Source organism: Pseudonocardia xinjiangensis, assembly GCF_050948425.1.
Taxonomy (GTDB): Bacteria; Actinomycetota; Actinomycetes; order Mycobacteriales; family Pseudonocardiaceae; genus Pseudonocardia; species Pseudonocardia xinjiangensis.
This window is the reverse complement of record NZ_CP192009.1, coordinates 7,125,319-7,151,053: the sequence shown is the minus strand read 5'-3', so window position 1 is coordinate 7,151,053 and position 25,735 is coordinate 7,125,319. Positions and strand designations below refer to the sequence as shown.

The 25,735-nt window shown below is 73.6% G+C and carries 21 protein-coding genes; 13 read left to right on the top strand and 8 right to left on the bottom strand.

Annotation, left to right across the window (positions count from 1 at the left end; translation table 11 throughout):
* Positions 1-70 precede the first annotated feature (70 nt).
* From ACQPZA_RS33740 to ACQPZA_RS33730, 3 genes are all read left to right on the top strand, one after another.
* On the top strand, positions 71-760 hold the full coding sequence (locus ACQPZA_RS33740; protein ID WP_433276208.1) for a DUF998 domain-containing protein: 690 nt from the start codon (positions 71-73) through the stop codon (positions 758-760).
* A gap of 228 nt (positions 761-988) precedes the next feature.
* Positions 989-1,816 carry an aldo/keto reductase gene (locus ACQPZA_RS33735; RefSeq protein ID WP_169398963.1) on the top strand — a complete coding sequence of 276 codons (828 nt, stop codon included), beginning with the start codon at positions 989-991 and terminating at the stop codon, positions 1,814-1,816.
* 63 nt (positions 1,817-1,879) lie between these two features.
* Positions 1,880-2,188: an adhesin gene (locus ACQPZA_RS33730; protein WP_169398964.1), complete on the top strand. Its 309-nt coding sequence runs from the start codon at positions 1,880-1,882 to the stop codon at positions 2,186-2,188.
* Between the two features lie 93 nt (positions 2,189-2,281).
* Here ACQPZA_RS33730 and ACQPZA_RS33725 read toward each other — a convergent pair whose 3' ends face one another.
* Entirely contained in the window at positions 2,282-2,905 is a 624-nt protein-coding gene (locus tag ACQPZA_RS33725) for an SGNH/GDSL hydrolase family protein (protein WP_433276205.1), read from the bottom strand.
* Positions 2,906-3,099: 194 nt separating this feature from the next.
* On the opposite strand from ACQPZA_RS33725, the gene ACQPZA_RS33720 reads away from it, so the two are divergent.
* Positions 3,100-4,110: an aldo/keto reductase family protein gene (locus ACQPZA_RS33720; RefSeq protein ID WP_433276203.1), complete on the top strand. Its 1,011-nt coding sequence runs from the start codon at positions 3,100-3,102 to the stop codon at positions 4,108-4,110.
* Positions 4,111-4,126: 16 nt separating this feature from the next.
* On the opposite strand, the gene ACQPZA_RS33715 is transcribed toward ACQPZA_RS33720, so the two are convergent.
* The 4 genes from ACQPZA_RS33715 to ACQPZA_RS33700 form a co-directional block, all read right to left on the bottom strand.
* Positions 4,127-5,764 (bottom strand): ABC-F family ATP-binding cassette domain-containing protein, encoded by a 1,638-nt coding sequence (locus ACQPZA_RS33715; protein WP_169398967.1) that lies wholly within the window; start codon positions 5,762-5,764, stop codon positions 4,127-4,129.
* Between the two features lie 55 nt (positions 5,765-5,819).
* Entirely contained in the window at positions 5,820-7,214 is a 1,395-nt protein-coding gene (locus ACQPZA_RS33710; RefSeq protein WP_433276201.1) for an FAD-dependent oxidoreductase, read from the bottom strand.
* Between the two features lie 118 nt (positions 7,215-7,332).
* Complete coding sequence (locus tag ACQPZA_RS33705; RefSeq protein WP_433276199.1) at positions 7,333-9,243, bottom strand: FtsX-like permease family protein; 1,911 nt, start codon at positions 9,241-9,243, stop codon at positions 7,333-7,335.
* 3 nt (positions 9,244-9,246) lie between these two features.
* Positions 9,247-9,981, bottom strand: coding sequence for an ABC transporter ATP-binding protein (locus ACQPZA_RS33700; RefSeq protein WP_433276197.1), 735 nt, complete (start codon positions 9,979-9,981; stop codon positions 9,247-9,249).
* A 283-nt stretch (positions 9,982-10,264) separates the two neighbouring features.
* On the opposite strand from ACQPZA_RS33700, the gene ACQPZA_RS33695 reads away from it, so the two are divergent.
* Genes ACQPZA_RS33695 through ACQPZA_RS33685 form a run of 3 tightly spaced genes read left to right on the top strand, consistent with a single transcriptional unit; the run spans position 10,265 to position 13,604 of the window.
* Positions 10,265-11,659 (top strand): ABC transporter substrate-binding protein, encoded by a 1,395-nt coding sequence (locus tag ACQPZA_RS33695; protein WP_433276195.1) that lies wholly within the window; start codon positions 10,265-10,267, stop codon positions 11,657-11,659.
* Complete coding sequence (locus tag ACQPZA_RS33690) at positions 11,656-12,666, top strand: carbohydrate ABC transporter permease (RefSeq protein WP_433276193.1); 1,011 nt, start codon at positions 11,656-11,658, stop codon at positions 12,664-12,666. The genes ACQPZA_RS33695 and ACQPZA_RS33690 overlap by 4 nt, the downstream gene beginning before the upstream one ends.
* Complete coding sequence (locus tag ACQPZA_RS33685; RefSeq protein WP_169398971.1) at positions 12,666-13,604, top strand: carbohydrate ABC transporter permease; 939 nt, start codon at positions 12,666-12,668, stop codon at positions 13,602-13,604. The genes ACQPZA_RS33690 and ACQPZA_RS33685 overlap by 1 nt, the downstream gene beginning before the upstream one ends.
* Here the strand turns inward: ACQPZA_RS33685 and ACQPZA_RS33680 are convergent.
* Positions 13,579-15,534 carry a glycogen debranching N-terminal domain-containing protein gene (locus ACQPZA_RS33680; protein ID WP_433276191.1) on the bottom strand — a complete coding sequence of 652 codons (1,956 nt, stop codon included), beginning with the start codon at positions 15,532-15,534 and terminating at the stop codon, positions 13,579-13,581. The genes ACQPZA_RS33685 and ACQPZA_RS33680 overlap by 26 nt on opposite strands.
* A gap of 601 nt (positions 15,535-16,135) precedes the next feature.
* Here ACQPZA_RS33680 and betA point away from each other — a divergent pair.
* Positions 16,136-17,821, top strand: coding sequence for a choline dehydrogenase (gene betA, locus ACQPZA_RS33675; protein WP_433276189.1), 1,686 nt, complete (start codon positions 16,136-16,138; stop codon positions 17,819-17,821).
* 44 nt (positions 17,822-17,865) lie between these two features.
* Positions 17,866-19,521 (top strand): 2-succinyl-5-enolpyruvyl-6-hydroxy-3-cyclohexene-1-carboxylic-acid synthase, encoded by a 1,656-nt coding sequence (gene menD, locus ACQPZA_RS33670; protein ID WP_433276187.1) that lies wholly within the window; start codon positions 17,866-17,868, stop codon positions 19,519-19,521.
* Between the two features lie 52 nt (positions 19,522-19,573).
* Here menD and ACQPZA_RS33665 read toward each other — a convergent pair whose 3' ends face one another.
* Positions 19,574-20,809, bottom strand: a complete 1,236-nt coding sequence (locus ACQPZA_RS33665) for an isochorismate synthase (protein WP_433276185.1) — start codon at positions 20,807-20,809, stop codon at positions 19,574-19,576.
* Between the two features lie 94 nt (positions 20,810-20,903).
* On the opposite strand from ACQPZA_RS33665, the gene ACQPZA_RS33660 reads away from it, so the two are divergent.
* Complete coding sequence (locus ACQPZA_RS33660; RefSeq protein ID WP_433276183.1) at positions 20,904-21,389, top strand: DUF3592 domain-containing protein; 486 nt, start codon at positions 20,904-20,906, stop codon at positions 21,387-21,389.
* Positions 21,390-21,547: 158 nt separating this feature from the next.
* Here the strand turns inward: ACQPZA_RS33660 and ACQPZA_RS33655 are convergent, their stop codons facing one another.
* A complete protein-coding gene (locus ACQPZA_RS33655) occupies positions 21,548-22,378 on the bottom strand; it encodes an inositol monophosphatase family protein (RefSeq protein WP_169398977.1) in 831 nt (276 codons plus the stop codon).
* Between the two features lie 154 nt (positions 22,379-22,532).
* Between ACQPZA_RS33655 and ACQPZA_RS33650 the strand changes: the two genes are divergently transcribed.
* From ACQPZA_RS33650 to ACQPZA_RS33640, 3 genes are all read left to right on the top strand, one after another.
* Positions 22,533-23,684, top strand: coding sequence for a glycosyltransferase family 4 protein (locus ACQPZA_RS33650; RefSeq protein ID WP_312859420.1), 1,152 nt, complete (start codon positions 22,533-22,535; stop codon positions 23,682-23,684).
* 2 nt (positions 23,685-23,686) lie between these two features.
* Positions 23,687-24,790 (top strand): glycosyltransferase, encoded by a 1,104-nt coding sequence (locus tag ACQPZA_RS33645; RefSeq protein ID WP_433276181.1) that lies wholly within the window; start codon positions 23,687-23,689, stop codon positions 24,788-24,790.
* A 187-nt stretch (positions 24,791-24,977) separates the two neighbouring features.
* Positions 24,978-25,691, top strand: a complete 714-nt coding sequence (locus tag ACQPZA_RS33640; protein ID WP_433276179.1) for a demethylmenaquinone methyltransferase — start codon at positions 24,978-24,980, stop codon at positions 25,689-25,691.
* Positions 25,692-25,735: the final 44 nt, after the last annotated feature.

The following is a 25,735-nucleotide window of genomic DNA, read 5'->3' as shown; positions in this document are numbered from 1 at the left end:
TCGCTGGGTGTGGGAATGTCGTAGCGGCGGGTGTTCACCGCCTCACCCAGCGCTCCCCAGGAGGACCTCCGTGCCCGGTACCGCGCCGCCCGATCTTGCGGTGACGAGGGCGTTGGCCGCATTCGGGTTGGTGGGTGTCGGGGTCGCGGTGGTGCTGGTGGGGCTGTTGCACGTCGTCTCGGCCGGCCGGGTGAACCCGGTGCGCCGCACGATCAGCGAGTACGCGCTCGGCGACTCCGACTGGATGTTCGACGTGGGGGTGCTGGGGCTCGCCAGTGGATCGGTGCTGGTGCTGCTGGCGCTGGTGCGTGCGGGGATCGTGCAACTGTGGTCGCGCCCCGCAGCCCTGGTCGGGGTCTGGGCGGCGGCGCTGGTGCTGATCGTCGCGTTCGACAAGGCGAACTGGGCTGTGGGCCCGACGCCGTCCGGCTACGTGCACCGGTACGCGAGCGTGGTGGCGTTCGTGAGCCTGCCGGCGGCGGCGCTGGCGCTGGGCAGGCGCTGGCGGGGCGATCTGCACTGGGGCCCGTTCGCGGCCTGCTCGCGGTGGTCGGGCGCGCTGGCGCTGCTGTGGCTCGGCACGATCGTGCTGGCTGTCGCGCTGAGCCCGCTGACCGGGGTGCCGTGGTGGCAGCTCCTGCCACTCGGCCTGGTGGAGCGGGGGCTGGTGACCACCGAGGTGGCCACGGTCGTGGTGCTGGGCTGGTGGGCCGCGCGAGCGGCTTCGGCCCCGCGGCCGGCCGCGATGATCGCGGGATGACGGGCTGAGCCCGCGTGCCCGGAAGGGCGACTCGCGGGCTCGAACGGGGCGACTCGCGGACGGGGAACGGGCGACTCGCGGGCCCGAACGGGGCGACTCGCGCGCCCAGAACGGGCGACTCGCGGGGCTGTGGGCGGGGCGGGCGGCGGGGGCGGTGGCGCGTGGGGGCTGGTGTGGGCTGGGTTTCGCCGCCGTTACGCCACGGCGCGCCGTGGGTAGCCTGCGGGCATGTCGCACGTACCGAATATTCGTCTGAACAACGGCGTCGAGATCCCGCAGATCGGCTACGGGGTGTTCCAGATCGAGCCGGACCGGACAGCAGATGCCGTGCGCGACGCCTTGGAGGCCGGTTACCGGCACATCGACACGGCGCAGGGCTACGGCAACGAGGAGGGCGTGGGGCAGGCCCTGCGCGACTGCGGGCTGTCCCGCGACGAGGTGTTCGTCACCACGAAGCTGAACAACGACCGCCACGGCTACGACGAGGCGATCACCGCGCTGGACGAGAGCCTGCAGCGGCTCGGGCTCGACCACGTGGACCTCTTCCTGATCCACTGGCCGCGGCCGAAGAGTGACCGCTTCGTCGAGACGTGGAAGGCGTTCGAGAAGATCGCGTCCGACGGCAAGGCGCGCGCGATCGGGGTCTCGAACTTCCGGGTCCCCGACCTCGACCGGCTCGCCGCGGAGACCAGCACGGTGCCCGCGCTGAACCAGATCGAGCTGCACCCGTGGCTCCCGCAGGACGAGCTGCGCGCCTACCACCGGGAGCACGGGATCGCGACCGAGGCCTGGAGCCCGCTCGCCAAGGGCGGGGACCTCCTGTCCGACGAGCGGATCGTGGGGCTCGCGGAGAAGTACGGCAAGACCCCGGCGCAGATCGTGCTGGCGTGGCACCTGCAGCTCGGCAACATCGTGATCCCGAAGTCGGTGACGCCGACGCGGGTGCGGGAGAACCTCGACGTGTTCGACGTCGAGCTGTCCGACGACGACCTGGCCACGTTCGCGGAGCTCGAGAACGGCACCCGCACGGGTCCGGACCCCTCGAACTTCGGCTGATCGGGGCAGCGATCGTCGGTTCCACGCTGCGGATGCGGCGCCGCACCCCTAGCGTTGCGCCGCATGTTGGCAATCACCGACAACGCGGCCGAAGCGATCAAGTCGCTGACCACCGATGCGGAGCTGCCTGACGGGGGCGGGCTGCGGATCTCCGCACCCGACCCGGATCAGGGCCTCGAGCTGTCGCTCGCCGGCCAGCCGGACGCCGACGACGTCGTCCTCGCCGGGGAGGGTGTGAGCGTGTTCCTCGAGCCGGTGGCGGCCGAGGTGCTCGACGACAAGGTGCTCGACGTCCAGCCGGTGCCCGGTGCCGACGGGGAGCAGGAGCTCCGCTTCGCCATCGGGTTGCAGGAGGAGCTCCCGGAGGCCTGACCCGCTCGTCCTACCAACCTCGACCGAAGTCAGCAAAGCCACTTTCCTGCAACGACGTTGCAGGAAAGTGGCTTTGCTGCAATGCGGGGGGCGTTACCCCAGCACCGTGTCGAGCCACAGGTCCGCGAGCACCTTGTGGCCCAGGTCGGTCGGGTGCACCCCGTCGTCGGCGAGGGCCGCGGCCCCGACGACGCGGGCGCGTTCGCGCATCTCCCGGTCGGCGGGCACGAGCGTGGCGGACCATTTCTCGGCGAGCCGGTGGACGGCGTCGATCTTCGGGTCGAGGTCGGCACGCCACGCCGGCTGGTCGTCGTCCACGGGCACCAGGAACGGTTCCACCAGCACCAGACGCGCGTGCGTGGCCTCGACGAGTGCGCCGAGCATGCGGTCGTAGCGGGCCTCGAACTCGGTGGTCAGCGAGAGCATGCCCCGGTCGTAGCGGCGCCAGGTGTCGTTCACGCCGATGAGCACGGACACGACGTCGGGTCGCTGGGCGATCACGTCAGCCTGCCACCTGCGTTCGAGGTCGACGAGCCGGTTGCCGCTGGTCCCGGAGTTCACCACCCGGGGTGCGGAGGACCCGAGCACCGTCGCGAGCGCGTCGTCGACCAGCCGGACGTAGCCGTGGCCCAGATGTCGTGGCGGGTCACCGGTGTGCCCGCAGTCGGTGACGCTGTCGCCTGCGAACACCACTGTCCGCGCCCCCTCGAGCTGCATTGCTCCCCCGTCCTGGTTGCGGTACTCCCACTGATCCGGTTGACCCGGTTCAGTCCCCGCGGGGACGCTACCTGCGTCGATACCGGGTGGACCAGAGCGATCATGGCCGCCCGCCGGCCCAGGGTGCCGCGGTGGCGTGCCCGCGGCCTGAGGTCCGGTGGTGTCGTTGATGTCCGAGACCTACTGTCAGCACCGTGGAATTTCGGTATTTGGGTGACTCCGGGCTGAAGATCTCGGAGATCACATACGGCAACTGGCTCACTCATGGCTCGCAGATCGAGAACGACGCCGCAACGGCGTGCGTCCGCGCGGCTCTCGACGCGGGAATCACCACGTTCGACACCGCCGACACGTACGCCAACGGGGCCGCCGAAACGGTGCTCGGGGAGGCGCTGAAGGGCGAGCGCAGGGCATCGCTGGAGATCCTCACGAAGGTCTACTGGCCCACCGGCCCGAAGGGGCACAACGACTGCGGGCTGTCGCGCAAGCACATCATGGAGTCGATCGACGCGAGCCTCTCGCGGCTGCAGACCGACTACGTCGACGTCTACCAGGCCCACCGGTACGACACCGAGACGCCGCTCGAGGAGACGATGCAGGCGTTCGCCGACGTGGTGCGCGCCGGCAAGGCGCACTACATCGGCGTCAGCGAGTGGACGGCCGAGCAGCTGCGGGCCGGCCACGCCCTCGCGACCGACCTCGGGATCAAGCTCATCTCCAGCCAGCCGCAGTACTCCATGCTGTGGCGGGTGATCGAGGAGCAGGTCGTGCCCGCCTCGGCCGAGCTCGGCGTCAGCCAGATCGTCTTCTCCCCGATCGCGCAGGGGGTGCTCACCGGCAAGTACAAGCCGGGCGCCGAGCTGCCTGCCGGCTCGCGGGCCACGGACGAGAAGGGGGGCGCCAACATGATCAGGCGCTTCCTGAACGACGAGACGCTCAGCCGGGTGCAGCAGCTCGAGCCGATCGCCGCGGACCTGGGCCTGTCGATGGCTCAGCTCGGGGTGGCCTGGGTCCTGCAGAACGACAACGTCGCGGCCGCGATCATCGGGGCCAGCCGGCCCGAGCAGGTGGCCGAGAACGTCAAGGCCTCCGGTGTGACGCTGGAGCTCGACGTCATGAAGCGCATCGACGAGGCGCTGGGCGACATCGTGGAGCGCGACCCCGCCCGCACAGCGGCGAACGCCCCGAAGACCCGCCCGGTCTGACCGCCCCAGTCGGCGGCTAGGACTCCGTGAGCCGGCCGCCCGCCACCGTCCAGTGGCGGGTGGTCCGCACGGTGTCGAGCATCCGCCGGTCGTGGGTCACCAGCAGCACGGTGCCGCCGAAGGAGTCCAACGCCTGTTCGAGCTGCTCGATCGCGGGCAGGTCGAGGTGGTTGGTGGGTTCGTCGAGCACCAGCAGGTTCACCTCGCGGGCCTGCAGGAGCGCGAGTGCCGCGCGGGTTCGCTCGCCGGGGGAGAGCTCCACCGCGGGGCGCGGGGCGTGGTCGTTGGTGAGCCCGAACTTCGCCAGCAGCGTGCGCACGTCCGACTCCGCCCAGTCCGGCACCGCGTCGCCGAACGCGCGGGCGAGCGGCTGTGGTCCCAGGAAGAGGCCGCGGGCCTGGTCGATCTCCCCGAGGCGCACGCCCGAGCCGAGCCCCGCCGTCCCGGAGTCGACGGGAATGCGGCCCAGCAGCGCGCCGAGCAGCGTGGTCTTGCCCGACCCGTTCGCCCCGGTGATCACGATCCGGTCGGCCCAGTCGACGCGCGCGTCGATCGGCCCGAGCGTGAACGACCCGCGGCGCACCACCGCCCCGGACATCGACGCGACGACCGTGCCCGAACGGGGTGCCGCCGCGATCGTCATGCGGAGCTCCCACTCCTTGCGCGGCTCCTCGACCACGTCGAGCCGCTCGATCATCCGTTGCGTCTGGCGGGCCTTCGCGGCCTGCTTCTCGCTCGCCTCCGTGCGGGTCTTGCGGCTGATCTTGTCGTTGTCGGTGGCCTTGCGCCGCGCGTTGCGCACGCCCTGGGCCATCCAGTTGCGTTGCATCTGGGCCCGGTCCTTGAGCCCGCCCAGCTTGTCGTCGTACTCCTCGTAGGCCTCGCGGGCGTGCCGCCGGGCCACCTCGCGCTCGGCGAGGTAGCTGTCGTAGCCGCCGTCGTAGACGCCCACCTGCTGCTGGGCGAGGTCGAGCTCGACCACCCGGTTGACGGTGCGGGCGAGGAACTCCCGGTCGTGGCTGACGATCACGGCAGGCGACCGCAGCCCCTGCACGAACCGCTCCAGCCGCTCCAGGCCGTCGAGGTCGAGGTCGTTGGTCGGCTCGTCGAGCAGGAGGACGTCGTAGCGCGAGAGCAGCAGCGCGGCGAGCCCGGCACGGGCCGCCTGCCCTCCGGAGAGGGCCGTCATCGGCGTGGTGAGGTCGATCGCCAGCCCGACGTCGGCGGTGACGCCGCCCGCCCGCTCCTCCAGGTCGGCGCCACCGAGGGCGAGCCACCGGTCCAGGGCGGCGGCGTACGCGTCGTCGGCACCGGGTGCGCCGGTGCCGAGAGCCTCTGCCGCCGAGTCCATGGCCGCCTGGGCCGCTGCGACACCCGTGCGGCGGGCGAGAAACGCGGTGACCGTCTCGCCGGGGCGCCGTTCGGGCTCCTGCGGGAGGTGCCCGACCGTCGCGTCCGGCGGGCTGAGGACGATCTTGCCGTCCTCCGGTTCGAGCTCTCCTGCGAGCAGACGCAGGAGTGTGGACTTGCCCGCGCCGTTGGCCCCGACGAGCCCGACGACGTCACCAGGGGCGACGACGACATCGAGACCGGAGAAGAGGACGCGGGCGCCGTGGCCGGCGGCGAGATCGGTGGCCTGCAGGGTGGCGCTCATGGCGCCGTCCACGCTACTGCTCGGCGCACCCGCCACCGGCGCGGGTGGTCGGGCCTCAGCCCCTGGCTGCCGCCCGGCGGGCGCGCCGGTTGGCGAGCACGGCCCGGGCCACGACGTGCGGCGCGGCCAGCGACCGCGGGTGGGCGGTCATGAAGCCCACGGCACGCACGGCAGTGGCGACCTCGACGTCCCGGTTCGCCGCGGCGAAGACCTGCCCGAGCACCCACCGCTGGATCCGCGCCTTCGCGGTCTGCGGCGGCCGGATACCGAGCCGGGCGGCGTCGCCCGCGGTGGAGACGTCCCACGCCGCGTCGACCACCACCTTCTGCAGTGCGAAGAACTCCCGCGCCGCGGCGGTCCGGTCGACGTCGGAGCGCAGGTACTCCGACAGGCACGACGCGTGCAGGGCGGCCGACGACATGCCCTGGCCGAACACCGGGTTGAACGACGCCACAGCGTCGCCGACGGCGACCAGCCGCGCCGGGAAGCGATCGAGGTCGGCGAAGTGGCGCCTGCGGCTGTCGGGATGCCGGTACGGGACGACGTCACCGACCATCTGCCCGGCGGCCGCTTCCTGGAAGATCGGGGGCAGGTCGGCGCACTCGGCGAGGAAGCCGTCCTTCGTCGTGCCGCGCCCCGCGTCGCCGTGCCAGGCGAGCATGATCGTCCACTGGCTGTCCTCGATCGCGTTGACCGCCGCGCCTGCCGCACCCTTAGACGGGAAGCCCGGGCTGTAGCGGGCGATGCCGCTCAGTGGGCCGGTCCGCTCGGGGGAGCGCTTGAACCGGGCGGACAGGTACCGGACGTCGACGGCCAGGCGTTCCAGCTCGGGTCGCGGCCAGCCGCCCTGCTCCAGCCACTCGGTGAGCCTGCTGGCGCGGCCGGTGGCGTCCACCACGAAGTCGGTGCTCTCCTCCCGTCCCCCGTCGTCGGTGAGGTAGCGCACCGCGCTCACCGCGTCGCCCTCGTAGGCGAGGCCGGTCGCCCGCCCGGTGACGATCTCGACGTTGGGCAGGGCGAGGGTGCGGCGCCTGATCAGCGACTCGAGGAAGGGGCGGCTGCTGGTGACGAGCCGGGTGTTGGGGGTGCTCATCTGCTCGACGCCGTCGAGGTAGCCGACGGACCTCTCCGGATCGGACAGCTCAGCGCCCCGGTCGATCGCCTCCTGGGTGAGCCCGGGGAACCAGCGTTCGATCTGGTCCCGCCCGCCGGGCAGCAGGGTGTGCACCTGGTAGCCCTGAGGCACGCCGGGCCGCGTGTCGGCCTCGGTGTCGGTGCCGTCCCGCTCGACGATGACCACGCTTCTGGCGTGGTCGGCGAGGACGCGGGCGGCGAGCAGCCCGGCGATGCTCCCCCCGAGCACGTGTGCCCGGTCGAAGAGGACCTCTGTGTCAAGCGGCTGGAGGAGCCCGCTGAGCCGTTCGAAGGTGGCGGCGGGAGATTCCGGCACGGTGACTCCAGGCGGTGTCGATGATCGCTTGATTTCTCAAATATGGCATCCGGCGGCCGCTCGGCGAACCCACCCCGGTGTGTGTGTCACCACGTCCAGGACCACTCTGCAGCACGGCCTACTCACGGCTGCCCAGGAGAGCGACCGGCAGCGTGCGGGTGGCCGACATCGAGGTGATGACGCTCGTCGCGCCCGTCACGAGGAACGCGCCGACGCAGACGGTGAGCACGAACGGCCACGGCACTGCGAGCGTGGCCGCGCCGGTGACCACGGCCGTCGTGGCCAGCACCGCGAGGAAGGTCGTGCCCGCGGCGAGCACACCGAGCAGGAGCCCGATCACGGTGACCGCCCACGACTCCAGCAGCGCCGAGCGCACGACCTGGCCGCGGGAGAGGCCGGCGGCCCGCGCGGCCGCGAACTCCGGCCGCCGCGCCGAGGCTCCCACCACCACGGCGTTGACGACGCCGATCAGCGCGTACACCCCGCCCAGGCCCATGATCACCAGGAGCACGCTCGTGCTCATCGCATCACGCGCCGCGGCGTCGCGCGCGCTCCACTCGTCCACGGTGTGCACCTCGCCGACGGCGGCGACCGCGGCGGCCACCGCCATCCCGTCGGCCCCGGGATGCAGCGCGACGAAGGTCCGGGAGGGAGCGTCCGCGAGCTCGTGCTCGGGTACGAGGCCCGCCGGGAGCAGCAGGTTCGCCCCGCCACCGATCCGGGCGGGAGCCGCGGCGACCACGGGCAGCGGCCCGAGGTCGGCACCCCCCGCTCGGACGGCGACCGTCTCACCGGGGCCGCCGGCGTCGCCGCCGGGTCCGGCGGCTGCGGCCCGCCCGCGCAGCCCGGCCAGCCCCGCGGTGCCGGGGTGGAACCGTTCGTAGGCCGCCGGGTCCACCACGAGCGCGGTGCCCCGCTCGGTCTCGGCGTCCTCGCCGGTGCCGCGGGTGACCGAGATCGGCACCGTGAGCTCGGTGGAGGTGGCGGCCACCCCGGGCACACCGCTGACCCACGGTCCGGTCGCCGCTCCGGTCGCCTCCACCACGAGATCGCCGCTGGTGCCGCGGCGCTGCTCGGCCGCAGCGGCCGTGGCGAAGGAGGTGAGCGCCGCCGTCTGCCCCAGCAGCAGCCCGACCAGCACGATCAGCGGCGCGGCGATCGACGCGCTGCGCCGGACCCCGTCGCGCAGGTTGGCCCCGGCCAGCTCGGCGAGCACGCCGCCCGCCTGCGCCGGCAGCAGCCGGGCGATCCCCGGCACCAGCAGCGGGCTCAGCGCGCTGAACGCCACCGCAGCGCACAGCGCCGCGTTCACCGCCATCGCCTGGCCGCCTCCTGCGCCACCCAGCGGCGACAGGACGACCAGCGCGACAGCCCCGGCCCCGAAGAGCCCGCCGGCGCCCCATCGGCCCGCCGTCATCACCCGGGCGGCCTCGCCGCTGTCCCGCAGCGCCTCCAGGGGCTGCACCCGCGACGCCCTGCGCGCCGCGACGAGGACCCCGGCCACCGCGACGGCGAGGCCGACGCCCACGGAGACGCCGAGGATCCACGTGCGCCACTGCGGGGTGAACCCGGGCGGCACGAAGCCGAGCGCCCCGAGCAGCCACGACTGGAACGCCATCACCGCCAGCCCCACCGGGACTCCGGCGGCCGTGCCGATCCCCCCGAGCAGCACGGCCTCGCCGAGGAGCAGCCTGCGCAGCTGGCCGCGCCCGCCGCCCGCCAGCCGCAGCAGTGCGAGGTCGCGGCGGCGCTGGGCGACGGTGAACGCGAACGTCGACCCGACGATGAACACCGTCAGGAAGGCCGAGAAGGCCAGGGTCAGTGCGGAGAGCGTCACGCCGACCTCGACGCTCTCGGCGAAGCCGGCGAGCCCGGTGGTGCTCAGCCCGGCCGGGGCGTCGAGAGTGGCCACGGAGATCAGCACGAGCAGCGACGACTGGACGAGCGCGACGCCGAGACAGACGGTCAGCGCGGCCCCGACGAAGAGCGGCCAGCGCTCGGTGAACGTGGACCAGGACAGCCGCAGCACGGGTCAGCGCTCCAGGGTCACGAGGCGGTCGGCCACGTCGCGGGCGCTCGCGCCGGCGAGCCGGTCGACGACGCGCCCGTCCCGCAGGAACACGACGCCGTCCGCGTGGGCGGCAGCAGCCGGGTCGTGCGTGACCATGACGATGGTCTGCCCGCCGTCCACGATCGCGCGCAGGAGCCCGAGCACCGTGCGTGCGGTGGTGGAGTCGAGCGCTCCGGTGGGCTCGTCGGCGAAGAGCACGTCGGGGCGGGTCACCATCGCGCGGGCGATCGCGACCCGCTGCTGCTGGCCGCCGGACAGCTCGCGCGGCCGGTGCCGGGCGCGGTCGGCCAGCCCGACGGCCGCGAGCACGGCGCGGACCTCCGACCGCGACGGCCGCCGTCCGGCCAGCCGCAGCGGGAGCGCCACGTTCTGTTCGGCAGTGAGCGCGCCGAGCAGGTTGAAGCTCTGGAACACGAAGCCGATGCGCTCGCGGCGCAGCGCGGTGAGCTCCGCGTCGCCTGCCGTACCGATGTCGGTGTCGCCGAGCAGCACCTGCCCGGCGTCGACACGTTCGAGCCCGGCCGCGCAGTGCAGCAGCGTCGACTTCCCGGATCCCGACGGGCCCATCACGGCGGTCCAGGTGCCGCGGCGGAAGTCGAGGTCCACGCGGTCGACGGCCCGCACCGCCGCCGGTCCGGTGCCGTAGGTGCGGCTCACGCCGCGCAGCGCCACCGCCGCGGTGGTCGGCGGAGTCATCGTCTGGGTCATACGACGATCTCAGCGCCCGGCGTCCTCATGGGCAGTGCCCTGCGCCCCCGAGCCCGGGGTGGGGAGCGCCCCACCCCCGGAATCCCGGTGTGCGGATGCGACCGCTTCAACCGTTGTCCAGAACTGGCGGATCCCACCGTCGACCGGGGCGGTCGAGGTTGCTCCGTGCAGGTAATAGCCACCCAAAGCGATGCTCAAACGAGGCTTGTGGATCAGCATGCCGCCGGGGTTGACTTGCCGCACTTCGAACCGGCCCATGGGGAGACGTCGAATGAGAAGTGCGACCCGCCGCATCGTCGCGGCCCTGGGTCTCGTGGCCGCGCTGCTGCTGTCCGCCTGCGCCGGTGGGGGTGAGGACGGCGGCGGCGACGCCCAGCGCATCACGGTGTGGACGGCCGACACCCTCCCCGACCGCGTGGCCGCCACGCAGGCCATCATCGCCCGTTTCACGCAGCAGACCGGGGTGCAGGTGGACCTCGTCGGGGTCGACGAGGACCAGTTCAACCAGCTCCTCACCAGTTCGGCCGCGGCCGGTGAGCTGCCGGACGTGATCGGGTCGATCCCGCTGTCGTCGGTGCGCACGCTCGCGACCAACGACCTCGTCAACACCGACGCCACCGCCGCCGTGGTGGACGCGCTGGGCGCCGGCACCTTCGACCAGCGGGCCCTCGAGCTCACCAGGGACGGCGACCGGCAGCTGGCGGTGCCCAGCGAGGCGTGGTCGCAGCTTCTCTACTACCGGCGCGACCTGTTCGACGCCGCGGGGCTGCCCGCCCCCGCCACCTACGCCGACATCCTGAACGCGGCACGCACGCTCACCCGCGACGGCCGTGTGGGGTTCGTGGGGGCCACCGCGCCGGGCGACGCCTTCACCCAGCAGACCTTCGAGCACATCGCGCTCGCCAACGGGTGCGAGATGGTGAACAGCGCCGGTGAGATCACCATCGCGAGCCCGCAGTGCGTCGCCGCGTTCGACTTCTACCGTGACCTGATCACGAACTACTCCGTGCCCGGCACCCAGGACGTCGACACGGTGCGCGCCGCCTACTTCTCCGGCCAGGCGGCCATGGCCGTGTGGTCCACGTTCCTGCTCGACGAGCTGGCCGGACTGCGCAACGACGCCAAGCCCAGCTGCCCGGAGTGCGTGGCCGACCCGACCTTCCTCGCGAGGAACACCGGCGTCGTCACGTCCCTCCGTGGTCCAGACGGCACCGCGCCCGCGCAGTTCGGTGAGGTCGTCAACTGGGCGATCACCTCGGAGGCGGCTGTCGACCCCGCGCAGCAGTTCGTCCGGTTCATGATGAGCGACGGGTACGTCGACTGGCTGGCCTTCGCGCCCGAGGGCAAGTTCCCCGCCCGGTCCGGCAGCACGCCCGGCGGCACGGAGTTCGTCGACAGGTGGAAGACGCTGCCCGTCGGCGTCGACACCGAGGGCCCGCTGACGCAGTTCTACCCACCGGAGGTGCTGGACGTGCTGTCCACCGGCCCCGAGGCCTTCACCCGGTGGGGGATCACCCAGGGGCAGGGTGACCTGATCGGGGCCTCGCTCGGGGAGCTCCCGGTGCCGGCCGCCGTCGCGGCGGTCACGAGCGGAGGCGCCGACGCCCGGGGAGCCGCCGACCAGGCCGCCGCCACACTGCGGTCGATCCAGGACAGCTTGCGGTGAGCGTGGATGTCGGCGCGCCTGCGCCGTCGTCCGGATCCGGCGGGGCGCCCCGGCCGGACCGCCGTTCCGGGAGCGGACGCACGCTGCAGCGCGCGGAGGCGCGCGCCGGGCTCGCGCTGATCTCCCCGACGGTGGTCATCGTCGTGGTGATGGTGGTGCTGCCGATCCTCTGGACGGTGCTGCTGGCCTTCCAGCGGCTCCGGCTGCTGAACCTGCGCAGCTCCGGCCTGTTCGGCAACTTCACCCTCGCCAACTTCGAGAAGGTGTTCGGCTCGTCCGCCTTCTGGGGCAACCTGGCGACGACGCTGGCGTACTCGGTGTTCGGCACGGCAGCGGCGATCGGTGTCGGCCTGGTCGCGGCGCTCGCGCTGCGGCGCAGGTTCCGCTTCCGCGGACTCGTCCGCGCGGCGATGCTGCTGCCCTACGTGGCCCCCATCGTGGCGGTCACCTACGCCTGGAAGACCATGCTCAGCCCGCAGTTCGGGGTGGCCAATCACTGGGGCACCCGGCTGCTGGGCTGGGACGAGCCGATCGCGTTCCTGAGCCAGCGCAGCAGCGAGGTCTCCGTCTTCGGCTGGCACGTCGGCGTCCCCACCGCACTGCTCACGGTGATCGCCTTCGAGGCGTGGCGGTCGTTCCCGTTCGCGTTCCTGTTCCTGACCGCGCGGCTGCAGGCCGTGCCGTCCACCCTCGAGGAGGCGGCCAGGGTGGACGGCGCCACGCTCACGCAGCGCTTCCGCTACATCGTGCTGCCGCAGTTGCTGCCGACGATCGCGGTGCTCTCGGTACTGCGGTTCATCTGGACGTTCAACAGCTTCGACGACATCTGGCTGCTGACGGGCGGTGGCGCGGGCACCGAGGTCATCAGCGTCTCGGTCTTCAACTCCCTCACCGCCCGCGGCGACATCGGCGGGGCAGCGGCCCAGGCGCTGGTGCTCGCCGCGATCCTGGCGGTCCTCATCGGTCTCTACCTGTGGCGGCTCGCGCCGCGCGAGGAGCAGTCCTGATGGCCGGCACCGAGGTGGGCGTGGCGCCGCCCGCCGCCACGCCTCCGAAGCCGCCGCCCGCGCCGCGCCGGTTCAGCCGCGACGAGCTGGAGAACCGGCTGTTCGCGGTGCTGCGCGTCGTGGTCATCGTCGGGCTGCTGATCGTCACGCTGTTCCCCTTCTACTACATGGGGCTGCTGTCGCTGCGGCCGCTCGACCGGGTATTGCAGGACCCCGGCGCACTGTGGGTCGGGCCGTCCGAATGGGACCTCGGCAGCTACCTCACGGTGCTCACGCCGGGCGGGGCCGGGGGACAGGGCTTCCTGCAGTTCATGGCCAACAGCGCGATCGTCGCGTTCGGCACGGTGGTGCTCACGCTGCTGATCGCGCTGCCCGGCGCCTACGCCGTGAGCAGGCTGCGGTTCTTCGGCAGGCGGCAGGTCAGCGTGCTCTTCCTCGCCGTCTACCTGTTCCCCAGCATCCTGCTGGCCGTCCCGCTGTTCGTGTTCTTCACACGGATCGGCCTGCGAGGCTCGCTGGCCGGCCTGCTGATCGTGTACGTCTCCCAGATCGTGGCCGTGTCGATCTACATGCTGCGCAACTACTTCGACACCGTCCCGGTCAGCCTGGAGGAGGCCGCCGCGATCGACGGGTGCAGCAGGCTCGGCGTCATGCGGCGGATCAGCCTGCCGCTGGCCATGCCGGCGATCATCGCCAACGCCCTGTTCGTGTTCATGATCGCGTGGAACGAGTTCCTGTTCGCGCTGCTGTTCCTCGTGGAGGACCGTGACCGCTGGACGGTGTCGCTCGGGCTCTCCCAGCTGGCAGGCGGCATCGAGATCCCCACCACGGTCCTGATGGCGGGCTCGGTGATCGTGACGATCCCGATCATCGTCGTCTTCTTCGCCAGCGAGCGGCTCCTCACCGAGGGACTCACCGCCGGTGCGGAGAAGGGCTGACACCACCGAGCGCGCGCGTCCACTCCGGGAGCGGCCATCCGCTGAGGTAGCCCACCACGGCGACGGCGCCGGCCGCGGCCCACGCCTGGGGCCGGCATGCCGTCGGGTAGCTCGACGTCTCGCCGTCCACCTCGGCGTAGAGCTCCGGCAGCCGGTCGTCGAACTCGGCCGCCGCGGCGACGAGTCCCTCGCCGAGCGACCGGGCCACGTCGTGGCGCCCGACCCCGGCCAGCCCGAGCACCGCGACGGCCGTGTCGTGCGGCCACACCGACCCGCAGTGGTAGGTCAGCGGATCGAACCCCGCGCTCGTGCTCGACAGGGTGCGCAGGCCGCGGCCGCCGTCCAGGTCCGGGCGGGCGAGCCGGTCGGCGACCAGGTCGGCCTCCGCCGCCGTCAGCAGGCCGGTGGACAGCAGGTGGCCCATGTTCGATGCGGGTCCGGTGACGGCGCGGCCACCGGCGTCGAGTGCGATGGCGGGGTAGGCCCCGGCCGGGTCGTCGATCCAGAAGGCCGACCGGAACCGCACGGCGAGCTCGTCGGCCCACCGCAGCCACTCGCGGGCGCCCCCGTGACCGAACGCCTCGAGCACCGCCGCGCCGCCCCGCGCCGCCGAGTAGGCGTAGCCCTGCACCTCACAGAGCGCCAGCGGACGCTCGGCGATCGAGCCGTCGGCCCAACGCACGCCACCGGCGGAGTCCTTCCAGCCCTGGTTCGCCAGGCCACCGCCGGACGAGCCGCGGTAGGTGAGGAAACCCGTCGGCCCTGCGGTCCGGGCGATCCAGGCCAGCGCCGACTCCAGGTCCGGCAGCAGCGCGGCCACCTCGTCCTCGGCCATCCCGGCGCGCCATGCGTCGTGCAGCAGGCAGCACCACAGGGAGGTGGCGTCGATCGTCCCGTAGTAGTGCGGGGGCAGGTCCAGCCCTCCCGCCCGCAGACCACCGGGGCGCACCTCGTGGAGGATCTTGCCGGGCTCCTCCTCGGAGCGGGCGTCGTGCCTGCGGCCCTGCCGCCGCGCGAGGACCCGCAGGGTGCTCGCGGCGAGCTCGGTGCCCAGCGGCAGCAGCAGCCGGGCCGTCCACAGCGAGTCGCGGCCGAAGAGCGTGCAGAACCAGGGGCTCCCGGCGGCGGTGAACCGGTCATGACGGCCGTCGGGGGCGTGGGGATCGGCGAGCATGAGCCCGTCGAGGTCGGCGAGGCTGCGGTGCAGCAGCGCGTCGAGGTGCCCGGCCCCGGCCGCCGGGAGCGTCCACGGGATCGGGGCCGCGGGGGTGAAGCCCGCGGGCCTGCCGCCCGCCGGGCCGACGGTGAGCCGCACCGACCAGCGTTCGCCCGGCTCCAGGTGCACCGGCCAGGCGAGCACCGCGTCCGGGCCGACGGTGGTGGCCTCACCCGCCGCGGGCTCGACGACCAGCTCCGCACCGGTCCCGTTGCGGGACCACCGGGCGCCGCCCCCGCCGACCTGCGGCACCACGACGTCCAGCGGGGCGCCCGACTTCACCACCGCCGTGGCCGCGAGGTCGCTGCGGGCCCGCACCACCACCCGCAGGGACACCCCGTCGACCGTCCCGCTCGCCTCCGAGTCGGGCAGCTCGACGTTGTGCAGCTCGACGTGGTCGACCACGTGCCCGTCGGCCAGCATGCGTTCCCGGCGCAGCCGCACCAGCCCCCGGTCGCCGCGCAGCTCACCGTCGAACCGGGCCGTGGCGGCGTCGTCGAGCGGGACGGACCGGGCGTGCAGGTCCACGCCGTCGACGCCGATCTCCAGCCGGCTCCCGTACCGCGTGTCGCCGACGTACAGGCCCTGGGCGCCGTCGGGCCGGACCTGACCGTCCGGATCGGAGAGCAGTACGGCGGGTGCGGCGAGCACCGTGAGCAACTGGTCGAGGGTGGCTTGTCCTGGTCGGTCCGACGGGGCGTGCGGACGCCTCATGCGATGCTCCCGGGAGGGCACCGGCGTGCCCCATGGCTCATCGTCAACCTAACCCGTGATGGCCGTTCCGTGCTTCCGGGGAAGTCGTGGGGTGCGGCCTCGACCCCGCGAGCACCCTCATTGCGACGACCGTATGCAGCACCATCTGCCCCGTTCGCCGACCCGTGAGAAGGAGTCTCCGACCCAGCGGAGCGCCGATGTGCAGTTGTGCGCACGTCCGATCAACAGCAAATCGGAAAGGTTCGCCGTTCCGCCGTGTGACCTCGCGGTGCGGACCGAGCGGGCCGTGACCGGTCGATCACCCGAAGCCGGACGAGCGCTCTCATCAGGGACGACAGGCCCGGATCGGGGCCGGCGCGGTGGCGGGGCCCCGGAGTCCCGGGCACGTCGACGGGCCGACGCGGTCATCCGGTCTGCCCACCTCGGCACGGGCGTCCGGTTCGTGGTTCGACGGTACTGGTTGCAGTAGTACCGTTCTCCTTCCGCTTTCCGCACCATCGAGACCGTTGCGGAGCGTCGATCACACGTTCCTCGGGTCTGCCCGAATGGGTTAGCCTCGCGGCCTCCCCAGCGTTCGGACGGCCCCCGACAGGAGTGGCACATGCAGGCCCCGTACGACTACATCATCGTGGGCGCCGGTTCCGCCGGCTGCGTGCTGGCGAACCGGCTCAGCGCAGATCCCGGCATCCGGGTACTGGTGCTGGAGGCGGGGCGCCCGGACTACCGGTTCGACGTGCTCATCCACATGCCGGCCGCTCTCCCGTTCCCGATGGGCCGGTCCTTCTACGACTGGCGCCACCAGAGCGAGCCCGAGCCCCACCTGCGAGGACGCCGCCTGAAGGTGCCGGCCGGACGGCTGCTCGGCGGCTCGAGCAGCATGAACGGGATGATCTTCCAGCGGGGCAACCCGATGGACTACGAGCGCTGGGCGGCCGAGCCCGGCATGGACGAGTGGGCCTACGCCAACGTCCTGCCCTACTTCCGGCGCAGCGAGGACTCCCTCACCGACACCCCCTACCGCGGTCGCGGCGGCCCCATCACGCTGGAGCGCGGCCGCGCGGCCAACCCGCTGTTCGGGGCGTTCCTGCAGGCCACGGTGGAGGCCGGGTACCCGACCACCGAGGACGTCAACGGCCACCGGCAGGAGGGCTTCGGCCGCTTCGACCGCAACATCCGCTCCACCCGCCGGTGGTCGGCGGCACGGGCCTACCTGCATCCGGCGATGTCGCGGCCCAACCTCGAGGTGCGCACCGGCGTCAACGTCACGCGCGTGCTGTTCGACGGCACCCGCGCCGTGGGCGTCGAGTACACCGACCGGCACGGCAACCGTGAGCAGGTCATGGGCGGCGAGACCGTCGTCAGCGGCGGCACGATCAAGTCGCCCCAGATCCTGCAGCTGTCGGGGATCGGCGACGCCGACCGGCTCTCCGCACTCGGCGTGCCGGTGGTGCACCACCTGCCGGGCGTCGGCGAGAACCTGCAGGACCACCTCGAGGTGATGGTGCAGCACTCCTGCACCCAGCCGGTGTCCCTCGGCCCCACGTCCTCGCTGAAGAACGCGCCGTCGATCGGTTTCCAGTGGCTGTTCCTGCGCAGCGGCCCGGGTGCCACCAACCACTTCGAGGCGGGCGGCTTCGTGCGGAGCAACTCCGACGTCGCCTACCCGAACATCATGTTCCAGTTCCTGCCGATCGCCTCGAGGAGCTACGAGTCCTCGCCGTCGGACCGCCACGGGTACCAGCTGCACGTCGGCCCCGTCTCCTCCGACGCCCGCGGGCATGTCCGGATCAGGTCCGCGAACCCTGCGGCGCCCCCGGCGATCCGGTTCAACTTCCTGTCCACCGAGCAGGACCGCCGGGAGTGGCTCGACTCCATCAGGATCGCCAGGGAGATCCTCGCGCAGCCCGCGTTCGAGCAGTACGACGGCGGCGAGGCGGCCCCGGGCCCGGCGGTCCGTACCGACGAGCAGATCCTGGCGTGGGTCGCCGAGCACGCTGTCTCGGCGATGCACTACGCGGGAAGCTGCCGGATGGGCACGGGCGGGGACGCCGTCGTCGACCCCGCGTCGATGCGGGTGCACGGCACCGAGGGCCTGCGCGTGGTCGACGCGTCGGTCATGCCGCACGTCACCAACGCCAACACCTTCGCCCCGGTCGTGATGATCGCGGAGAAGGCCGCCGACCTGATTCTCGGCCGCACTCCGCCGCCGCCGCAGCACGAGCCGTTCTACCGGCCCGAGCCCGCGCCGGCGCAGACCCCATCGGCGCAGACCACGCCGGTCGCGTAGATACCGGACCGACGAGTGCTCCGCGGCGCGCCTAGGCTCGACTTGTGAACCCGTCGACGCTGCAGGCCCAGGTGATCGTCGACGAACTGGTGCGCTGCGGAATCACCGACGCGGTGCTGTGTGCCGGCTCCCGCAACGCCCCGCTCTCGTTCGCGCTGCACGCAGCGGATGTCGCGGGCCGGCTCCGGTTGCACGTGCGGATCGACGAGCGGACGGCCGGGTTCCTGGCGCTCGGGCTCGCCTTGCGCTCCGGGCGTCCGGTGCCGGTGTGCACCACCTCGGGCACGGCGGTGGCCAACCTCCACCCCGCTGTTCTCGAGGCGTCCTTCGCGGGGGTGCCGCTGCTCGTGCTCAGTGCCGACCGTCCCCAGGAGATGGTCGGCACCGGAGCCAACCAGACGATCGCCCAGGCCGGGATCTTCGGCACGGCCGTGCGGCTCACGCTCACCGGAGCCGCCGGAGGGAGCGCGGCCGACAACGGACGCTGGCGCTCCCTCACCGACCGGGCCGTGGCCGCGGCGACCGGCGCACTCGGCGGACCCCCGGGGCCGGTCCAGCTCAACCTCCCCTTCGCGGAGCCGCTCGTGCCCGACGGCACCGGGGCCGCTCCGGCCGGGCGTGCTGACGGCGGGCCGTGGACGTCCGTGCCCCCGATCGTGCGTGACGCTCCGGTGCTGCCGCTGGACCCCTCCGCGCCCACGCTCGTGATCGCCGGCGGCAACGCACCGGCCGGTCTGCACGACCTGCCGGTGCCGGTGGTCGCGGAGCCGGCGTCGGCGCCGTGGCCGACGGCCGTGCGTACCGGTCCGTGGCTGCTCGGCGCCCCGGCGGCCGCGTCGTTGAAGCCTGCCCAGGTGGTGGTGGCGGGCCGCCCCACGCTGCACCGGGCGGTCCAGCGGCTGCTCGCCGACCCGTCCGTCGCCACCTACGTGCTGGCCGATCCGAACGGTCTCCCGTGGACGGACGTGGCCGGCACCGTCCAGGCGGTCGGCTCGCTGCCACCGCTGACCCCCGACCCGTCCTGGACGCACCGCTGGCGCACCGCCGACACCGCCGCGGCGAAGGCGCTGGACCAGGTCATGGACGACGGCACCGCGCCGATCGGGCTCCGGCTCGCCCGCTCTGTACTGGCCGGTCTGCCCGACGGCGGGCAGCTGCTGCTCGGCTCGTCCAACCCCGTCCGGGACGTCTCGCTCGCCGCGGTCCCCCGCCGGGGGCTCACCGTGCTCACCAACCGGGGCGTCGCCGGGATCGACGGCAGCGTGTCGACGGCGCTGGGAGCTGCGCTCGCGCACGACGGCCCGGCGTACGCGCTGCTCGGCGACCTCACGCTGCTGCACGACACCACCGGCTTCGTCATCGGTCCGGACGAGCCGCGGCCCGACCTCACCGTCGTCGTCCTCAACGACGGAGGCGGTGGCATCTTCGGGCTGCTGGAGCAGGGGGCACCCGAGCACGCTGCGGCGTTCGAGCGGATCTTCGGGACGCCGCACCGCGTCGACCTCGCCGCGCTGTGTGCCGCCACCGGGGTCGGCCACCTCCGGGTGGACGTCGCCGACGTCGCGGCCGCCGTGGTCCCCGCCCCGGGTCTGCGGGTGGTGGAGGTGCTGGCGGATCGCCCGTCGTTGCGCGCGGGACACGCGGCCGTGCGGACCGCCGTGGACGCGGCGGTGGCCGCCGCGCTGCACGACGCGAGCTGACATCACCGGCCCGGCGGCAGCCGGGTCCGTGGCCGCCGGCCGGGCCTCGCCCTCAGGCCTCGGCTTCCAGCGCGTCGCGCACGGCCACCATCTTCGCCGCGGCCTCCCGCGCCTCCTTCTCCGGATCGGAGTCGGCCACGATCCCGCATCCGGCGAACAGCCGTGCCACCGATCCGTCGAGCTGGGCGCACCGCAGCGCGATGCCGAGCTCGCCGTCGCCGTTGCCGTCGACCCAGCCGACCGGACCGGCGTAGCGGCCCCGGTCCATGCCCTCGAGCTCGCTGATCACGCGGAGCGCGGTGTCGCGGGGCGTACCGCCCACGGCGGCTGTCGGGTGCACGGCCTCGGCGAGTTCGAGCAGCGATGCCGGGGCGCCGGGGCGGAGGGTGCCGCGCACGTCGCTCGCCAGGTGGGACACGTTGTGCAGGGCGATCACTCCCGGCGTCTCCGGCACGTCGAGCGACTCGCAGAGCGGGCGAAGCGCGGCGGCCAGCGAGTCGACGGCCAGCGCGTGCTCGTGCCGGTCCTTCGCCGAACCCATCAGCTGTCCCGGCAGGTCGTCGCCCGACCCCGGCCAGATCGTCCCGGCCAGCACCCGGGACTCCACGATGCCGGCGGTGCGCCGCACCAGCAGCTCGGGCGTGGCTCCGACCAGCCTGTCCACGGCGTAGGACCAGCAGGTCGGGTACCGCTCGGCCAGCCCGTCGAGGAGGAACCGCGGATCGAGGGGAGAGTCGCTGACGGCCAGCAGGTCGTGGGCGAGGCAGGCCTTCTCGAGCTCGCCCGCCCGCATCCGCCGCACCGCCTCGGCCACGGCCTTGCGGTAGCCGGCCACGGGGAGCATGCCGTCGGCGAAGCGCAGCGTCCCCGTCGGCCGGACGGGGCTCACCGCGCGGACCGCGGGCGGCCCTTCCCCCGAGAACTCGGTGACCCAGGACCGCCCGTCGCGGCGCCCCACCAGGACCCGGGGAACGACGAGCGCGGAGCCGGGCGACGTGTCGGCGAACGTGAAGCTGGCGAAGGCCACGGGTCCCGCCCCGGGCGTCCCCACCTCGTCGGTCACGTCGAGCCGCTCGGTGAACGACCGCCACCAGGTGTCCGCCTCGGTGAACCGCTCCGGCCCCGTGCCGGTGAAGCGGGCGACCTCGCCCCAGCCGACGAGACCATCGGGACCGCGTACCCAGGACAAGGGATTCTGGGCGTCGGGAAGCAGGTCGATGAGGCGGCCCGGGTCGTCGATGAGCCTCGTTCGCACGGCTAACCCGCCCGGCAGCGGGGCGATTGTCACGTAACCGAGAGTAGGAGGCCGCGCTGTCCGATGCGCGCCGGGTCCGAGAGGTGCCGCCCACACCCGCCGCCCGCCGCGCATAGACTCCCGTGTCGTGGCGACTGGCACGGGGCGTACCGGGACCCGCGCCGTCGACGACCTGGCTGCGCTGGTTCGTCCGGCGGCACGCGGGATCGCGCGGCGTCTCCCCGAGATCGTCGCCGGTCTCGCGGTGGTGGTCACCGCGCTGGCCTTCCTCGCACTCGGGGGCGCCGCACTCGACGACCGGGCGATCGCCGCCAACCCCGCCGTCGCCCAGGCCGAGGTGCTCCGCGGCTCGACGTTCTCCCGCACGCTGGTCCGGTTCACGGTGGCCAACGGGGAGGCGGTCGTGCCCGAGCACGGGGTCTTCTACCCCCGTGGCCTGCAGGAAGGCGACACGATCGCGGTCGAGTACGACGTCACCGAGCCCGAGCTCGTGCGGGTGGCCGGCCGCTCCGCGCTCGACGGGCTGGTTCCGCTGGGGCTCGGCGTCGTCGTGATGTGGGCGGTGCTCGGCCCCCTCGCCGTGTGGCTGCGCCGCCGCCGCGCCGGATCCTGACGGGTCGGGCCGCCCCACCCCACCCGCCCGCGAGTCGCCCGATTCCCGCGCGCGAGTCGCCCGATTCCCGCGCGCGAGTCGCCCGATTCCCGCGCGCGAGTCGCCCGATTCCCGCGCGCGAGTCGCCCGAATCCCGCGCGCGAGTCGCCCGGGTGTTCCTACCGGTCCGCGTGCCACCACCCGAGCACCTCGTCGAGCGACCCCGGGACGGCGACCACCATCGCGCCGGTGGGCAGCGGGTTCGGCCGCCCCTCCCCGTCGACGACCAGCGCGCCGGCCTCCGCCGCGAGGCACGCGGCGCCTGCCACGTCCCACTCGCGGTAGCCGTCGAGCACGGCGGCGACGGCGTGGCCGAGCGCCACCTGGGTGATCGCGAGCGCCGACGACCCCAGCACACGGACCCCCACGTGACCGGCGGCAGCGTGCCGGGCGAACGCGGGTGCGCGTTCCAGTGAGAGCTCCGCGCACACCAGGCCCCCGGTGGGCGACCGCGGTGTCACGGTGACGGCCACGCCGTTCGCCCGTACCCCTCGTCCGCGGGCGGCCGCGTAGATCTGGGCCCGGCTGGGATCGGCGATCACCCCGACGACCGGTCCTGAGCCGTCCACCAACGCGAGGCTGTAGGCGCACCAGGGGAAGCCGGCGACGTAGTTGGCGGTGCCGTCGACCGGGTCGACCACCCAGCGGTAGGGCGCGTCGGCGGCGTCCGTGGGGCTGCCGAACTCCTCGCCGACGACCGGGATCCCCGGGAACTCCGAGGCCAGCACGCGGCGGGTGTGCCGCTCCAGCGTGCGGTCGGTGTCGGTGACCCAGTCGAAGGGGTTCGCCTTGTGCGTGGCGCCCGGCTGCTGCCCGCGACCCGCGGTGGCCGTGATGACCTCCGCGGCGTCGTTGGCCAGGCGTCCGGCCACCTCCAAGGCCCTGGAAAGCAGCCCCGGCTCCACCGGGAGCGGTGACGGGAGTGCGCTCGGGTGCTGCTGGACGGTCATGTGGTCCGAGCGTCACCGGCTCCGGTGTCCCGGGTGCGTCGCCCAGATGACGTGTCAAGGATCACCCGGCCAACTGTGTGCCCGACACGGGCTGTTGGCCGCGTGTTCGATGGCTCGTCAGCACCCCGCCCTCCGGACGCGCGACGGTTCCCCTGTGCGTGTCGCCATCGTCTCCGAGTGCTTCCTTCCCGTGGTCAACGGCGTGACGAACTCCGTGCTGCGGGTCGTCGAGCACCTGACGGCCGCCGGGCACGAGGCGTTGGTGATCGCGCCGGGGATGGACGGCCCGATGGAGTACGCGGGCGCCCGTGTCGTGCGGATCCCGGCGGTGGACCTGCCGGTCGTGTCGTCGATGCCGGTGGGCGTGCCGAGCCGGCGGGTGCTGACGGCGCTGCGGGAGTTCGCCCCCGACGTCGTCCACCTGGCCGCGCCGTTCGTCGTCGGCTACCGCGGGCTCGCCGCGGCGCGCCGGCTGGGCATCCCGACCGTCGCGGTCTACCAGACGGACGTGGCCGGGTTCGCCTCCTCGTACGGCCTGGGGCTGACGGCGCGCGCGGCGTGGCGCTGGACGTGCCGGCTGCACGGCCAGGCCGACCGCACGCTCGCCCCGTCGAGCTGGGCCACCGAGGCGCTGCGGGCCCGCGGGGTGCCGCGGGTGCACCAGTGGGCGCGCGGCGTCGACACGCGCAGGTTCACCCCGCACAAGCGCGACGACCGGCTGCGGGCGTCGCTGGCGCCCGATGGTGAGCTGCTGGTCGGCTACGTGGGCAGGCTGGCACCGGAGAAGCAGGTCGAGCGGCTCACCGCGCTGGCCGACGTGCCCGGCACCCGGCTCGTGGTGGTCGGCTCCGGCCCGAGCCGGGAGAGGCTGGCGGCCGCGTTGCCCACGGCGGCGTTCCTCGGCTTCCGCGGTGGCGACGAGCTGGCCCGGATCTACGCGTCGCTGGACGTCTTCGTCCACACTGGCCCGTCGGAGACCTTCTGCCAGGCCGTCCAGGAGGCGCTCGCGTCGGGGCTACCCGTCGTCGCGCCGGACGCCGGTGGCCCGCGCGACCTGGTGCTCCCCGGCCGCACCGGCTACCTCGTGCCCCCGCATCCCGACGGTGCGGAGACGCACGACCCGAGGTCGGTCGCGGCGGATGCGCAGCTGCGTGCGGCCGTCGAGGCGCTCACCGATGCCGGGACGAGGGCCCGGTTCGGCGCCGCTGCCCGGCAGTCGGTGCTGCGGCGTACGTGGTCGGCGGTGGGCGACGAGCTGCTCGCGCACTACGCGGAGGTCATCGGGGCCACTGCGGCGGCAGCCTGACTGTGCGCATCGTCCAGCTCGCCAACTTCTACGGTCCCCGCTCCGGCGGCCTGCGCACCGCGCTCCACCACCTCGGCGCGGGCTACGCGGGCCGGGGTCACGAGGTGGTGCTCGTGGTGCCCGGCGCGAGGTCCGCCGCCGAGGTGCTGCCCGGTGGCATCCGCCGGATCACCATCGCCGCACCCCGGCTGCCCGGCACCGGCGGGTACCGCGCCGTGGACCCCTGGCGGGTCGAGCGGCTGCTCGACCGGCTGCGTCCGGACGCCATCGAGGTGTCCGACCGGCTGACGCTGCGCGGCCTCGGTCGGTGGGCGTCCCGGCGGGGCGTGCCGAGCATCGTGATCTCCCACGAGCGCCTCGACCGGCTGCTCTCGCAGTTCCTGCTGCCCGAGCCGGCCGCCCGAAGGGTCGCCGACGCCGCGAACGCGCGGATGGCCGCCGCCTACGACACCGTCGTGTGCACCACCTCGTTCGCCCGCGCCGAGTTCGACCGGATCGGCGTGGCCAACGTCGCGCAGATACCGCTGGGGGTCGATCTCGCGACCTTCTCCCCGTTGCACCGTGACCCGGCGCTGCGGAGTGCACTCGCCGACGGCGCCGACACCCTGCTCGTCCACTGCGGGCGGCTCTCTCCGGAGAAGCACCCGGAGCGGAGCATCGACACCGTCGCGGCGTTGCGCGCCGCCGGCCACCGGGTCCGGCTGGTCGTCGCCGGTGACGGTCCGCGCCGCCCGCTGCTGGAGCGGCGCGCGAGCGGGCTGCCCGTGACGTTCATCGGCTTCGTGCCCGACCGCAGCCGGTTGGCGCGGCTCCTCGCGTCCGCGGACGTCTCGCTCGCGCCCGGTCCGCACGAGACGTTCGGGTTGTCGGCGCTGGAGGCACTGGCCAGCGGCACGCCCGTCGTCGTGTCGGCGTCGTCGGCGCTGCCGGAGATCGTCGGGCCGTCCGGTGCCGCGGCCCTGGACCGTCCCGAGGCCTTCGCCGCGGGCGTCACGACGCTGCTCGCGGCCGACGAGGGAGCGCGGCGGGCGGCAGCGCGCGCCCGGGCCGAGCAGTTCGGCTGGCCGGAGTCCGTCGGACGGATGCTCGCCCGCCTCACCTGCTGACCTGCAACCGGCGGGTGGGAAGGGGCGACTCGCGCGGCGGGAACGGGCGACTCGCGGGCGGATTTCGGGCGACTCGCGGGCCGGGAACGGGCGACTCGCGGGCGGGTTTCGGGCGACTCGCGGGGTGGGAACGGGCGACTCGCGGGAGGGTGTGGGGGGTTGGGGCGGTCCGCGTAGCGTTCCCCGCGTGAGCCGCGCCGACCTCGACAAGGACCCGCACGACGTCGCCGCGATGTTCGACGGCGTCGCGCGCCGCTACGACCTCACCAACACCGTGCTCACCGCCGGGCAGGACCGGCGGTGGCGGGCCCGCACGCGGGAGGCGCTGGAGCTGCGGCCGGGGGACCGGGTGCTCGATCTCGCCGCGGGCACCGCCGTGTCGACGGTGGAGCTGACCCGTTCCGGTGCCTGGTGCGTGGCGGCCGACTTCTCGCTGGGGATGCTCCAGGCGGGCGCCCACCGTGCGGTGCCGAAGGTGGCGGCCGACGCGTTGCACCTGCCGTTCCGGGACGCCGCCTTCGACGCGGTGACGATCTCGTTCGGGCTGCGCAACGTCGCCGATCCCGATGCCGCCCTCGCCGAGCTGGCGCGGGTCACGCGGCCGGGCGGCCGGCTGGTGGTGTGCGAGTTCGGCCGTCCGACGTTCGGGCCGTTCCGGGTCGCCTACCACCTGGGGCTCGAGCGGGTGCTCCCCGCGGTCGCGGAACGCGTCTCGAGCAATCCGGAGGCCTACCGCTACCTCGGTGAGTCGATCCGCGCCTGGCCCGCCCAGCCCGAGCTGGCCCGGCGGATCGCGGCTGCCGGCTGGACGCAGGTGGCCTGGCGGGACCTGGCTCTGGGGGCGGTCGCCCTGCACCGGGCCCGCCGTCCGTACCGTGTCGTGGACCGTCCGGTGGGCTGACGCTGCCGATGTTGAATGCCCGGCGCAGTCGATCTGCGGCGTCG

What these genes read in the sequence shown, in the direction of transcription:
- ACQPZA_RS33655 (WP_169398977.1), bottom strand. Translation starts at nt 22,378, where the DNA reads ATGACCGTCCAGCAGCACCCGAGCGCACTCCCGTCACCGCTCCCGGTG.
- ACQPZA_RS33680 (WP_433276191.1), bottom strand. Translation starts at nt 15,534, where the DNA reads ATGAGGCGTCCGCACGCCCCGTCGGACCGACCAGGACAAGCCACCCTC.
- betA (WP_433276189.1), top strand. Translation starts at nt 16,136, where the DNA reads ATGCAGGCCCCGTACGACTACATCATCGTGGGCGCCGGTTCCGCCGGC.
- ACQPZA_RS33725 (WP_433276205.1), bottom strand. Translation starts at nt 2,905, where the DNA reads ATGCAGCTCGAGGGGGCGCGGACAGTGGTGTTCGCAGGCGACAGCGTC.
- ACQPZA_RS33735 (WP_169398963.1), top strand. Translation starts at nt 989, where the DNA reads ATGTCGCACGTACCGAATATTCGTCTGAACAACGGCGTCGAGATCCCG.
- ACQPZA_RS33700 (WP_433276197.1), bottom strand. Translation starts at nt 9,981, where the DNA reads ATGACTCCGCCGACCACCGCGGCGGTGGCGCTGCGCGGCGTGAGCCGC.
- ACQPZA_RS33730 (WP_169398964.1), top strand. Translation starts at nt 1,880, where the DNA reads ATGTTGGCAATCACCGACAACGCGGCCGAAGCGATCAAGTCGCTGACC.
- ACQPZA_RS33695 (WP_433276195.1), top strand. Translation starts at nt 10,265, where the DNA reads ATGAGAAGTGCGACCCGCCGCATCGTCGCGGCCCTGGGTCTCGTGGCC.
- ACQPZA_RS33685 (WP_169398971.1), top strand. Translation starts at nt 12,666, where the DNA reads ATGGCCGGCACCGAGGTGGGCGTGGCGCCGCCCGCCGCCACGCCTCCG.
- ACQPZA_RS33715 (WP_169398967.1), bottom strand. Translation starts at nt 5,764, where the DNA reads ATGAGCGCCACCCTGCAGGCCACCGATCTCGCCGCCGGCCACGGCGCC.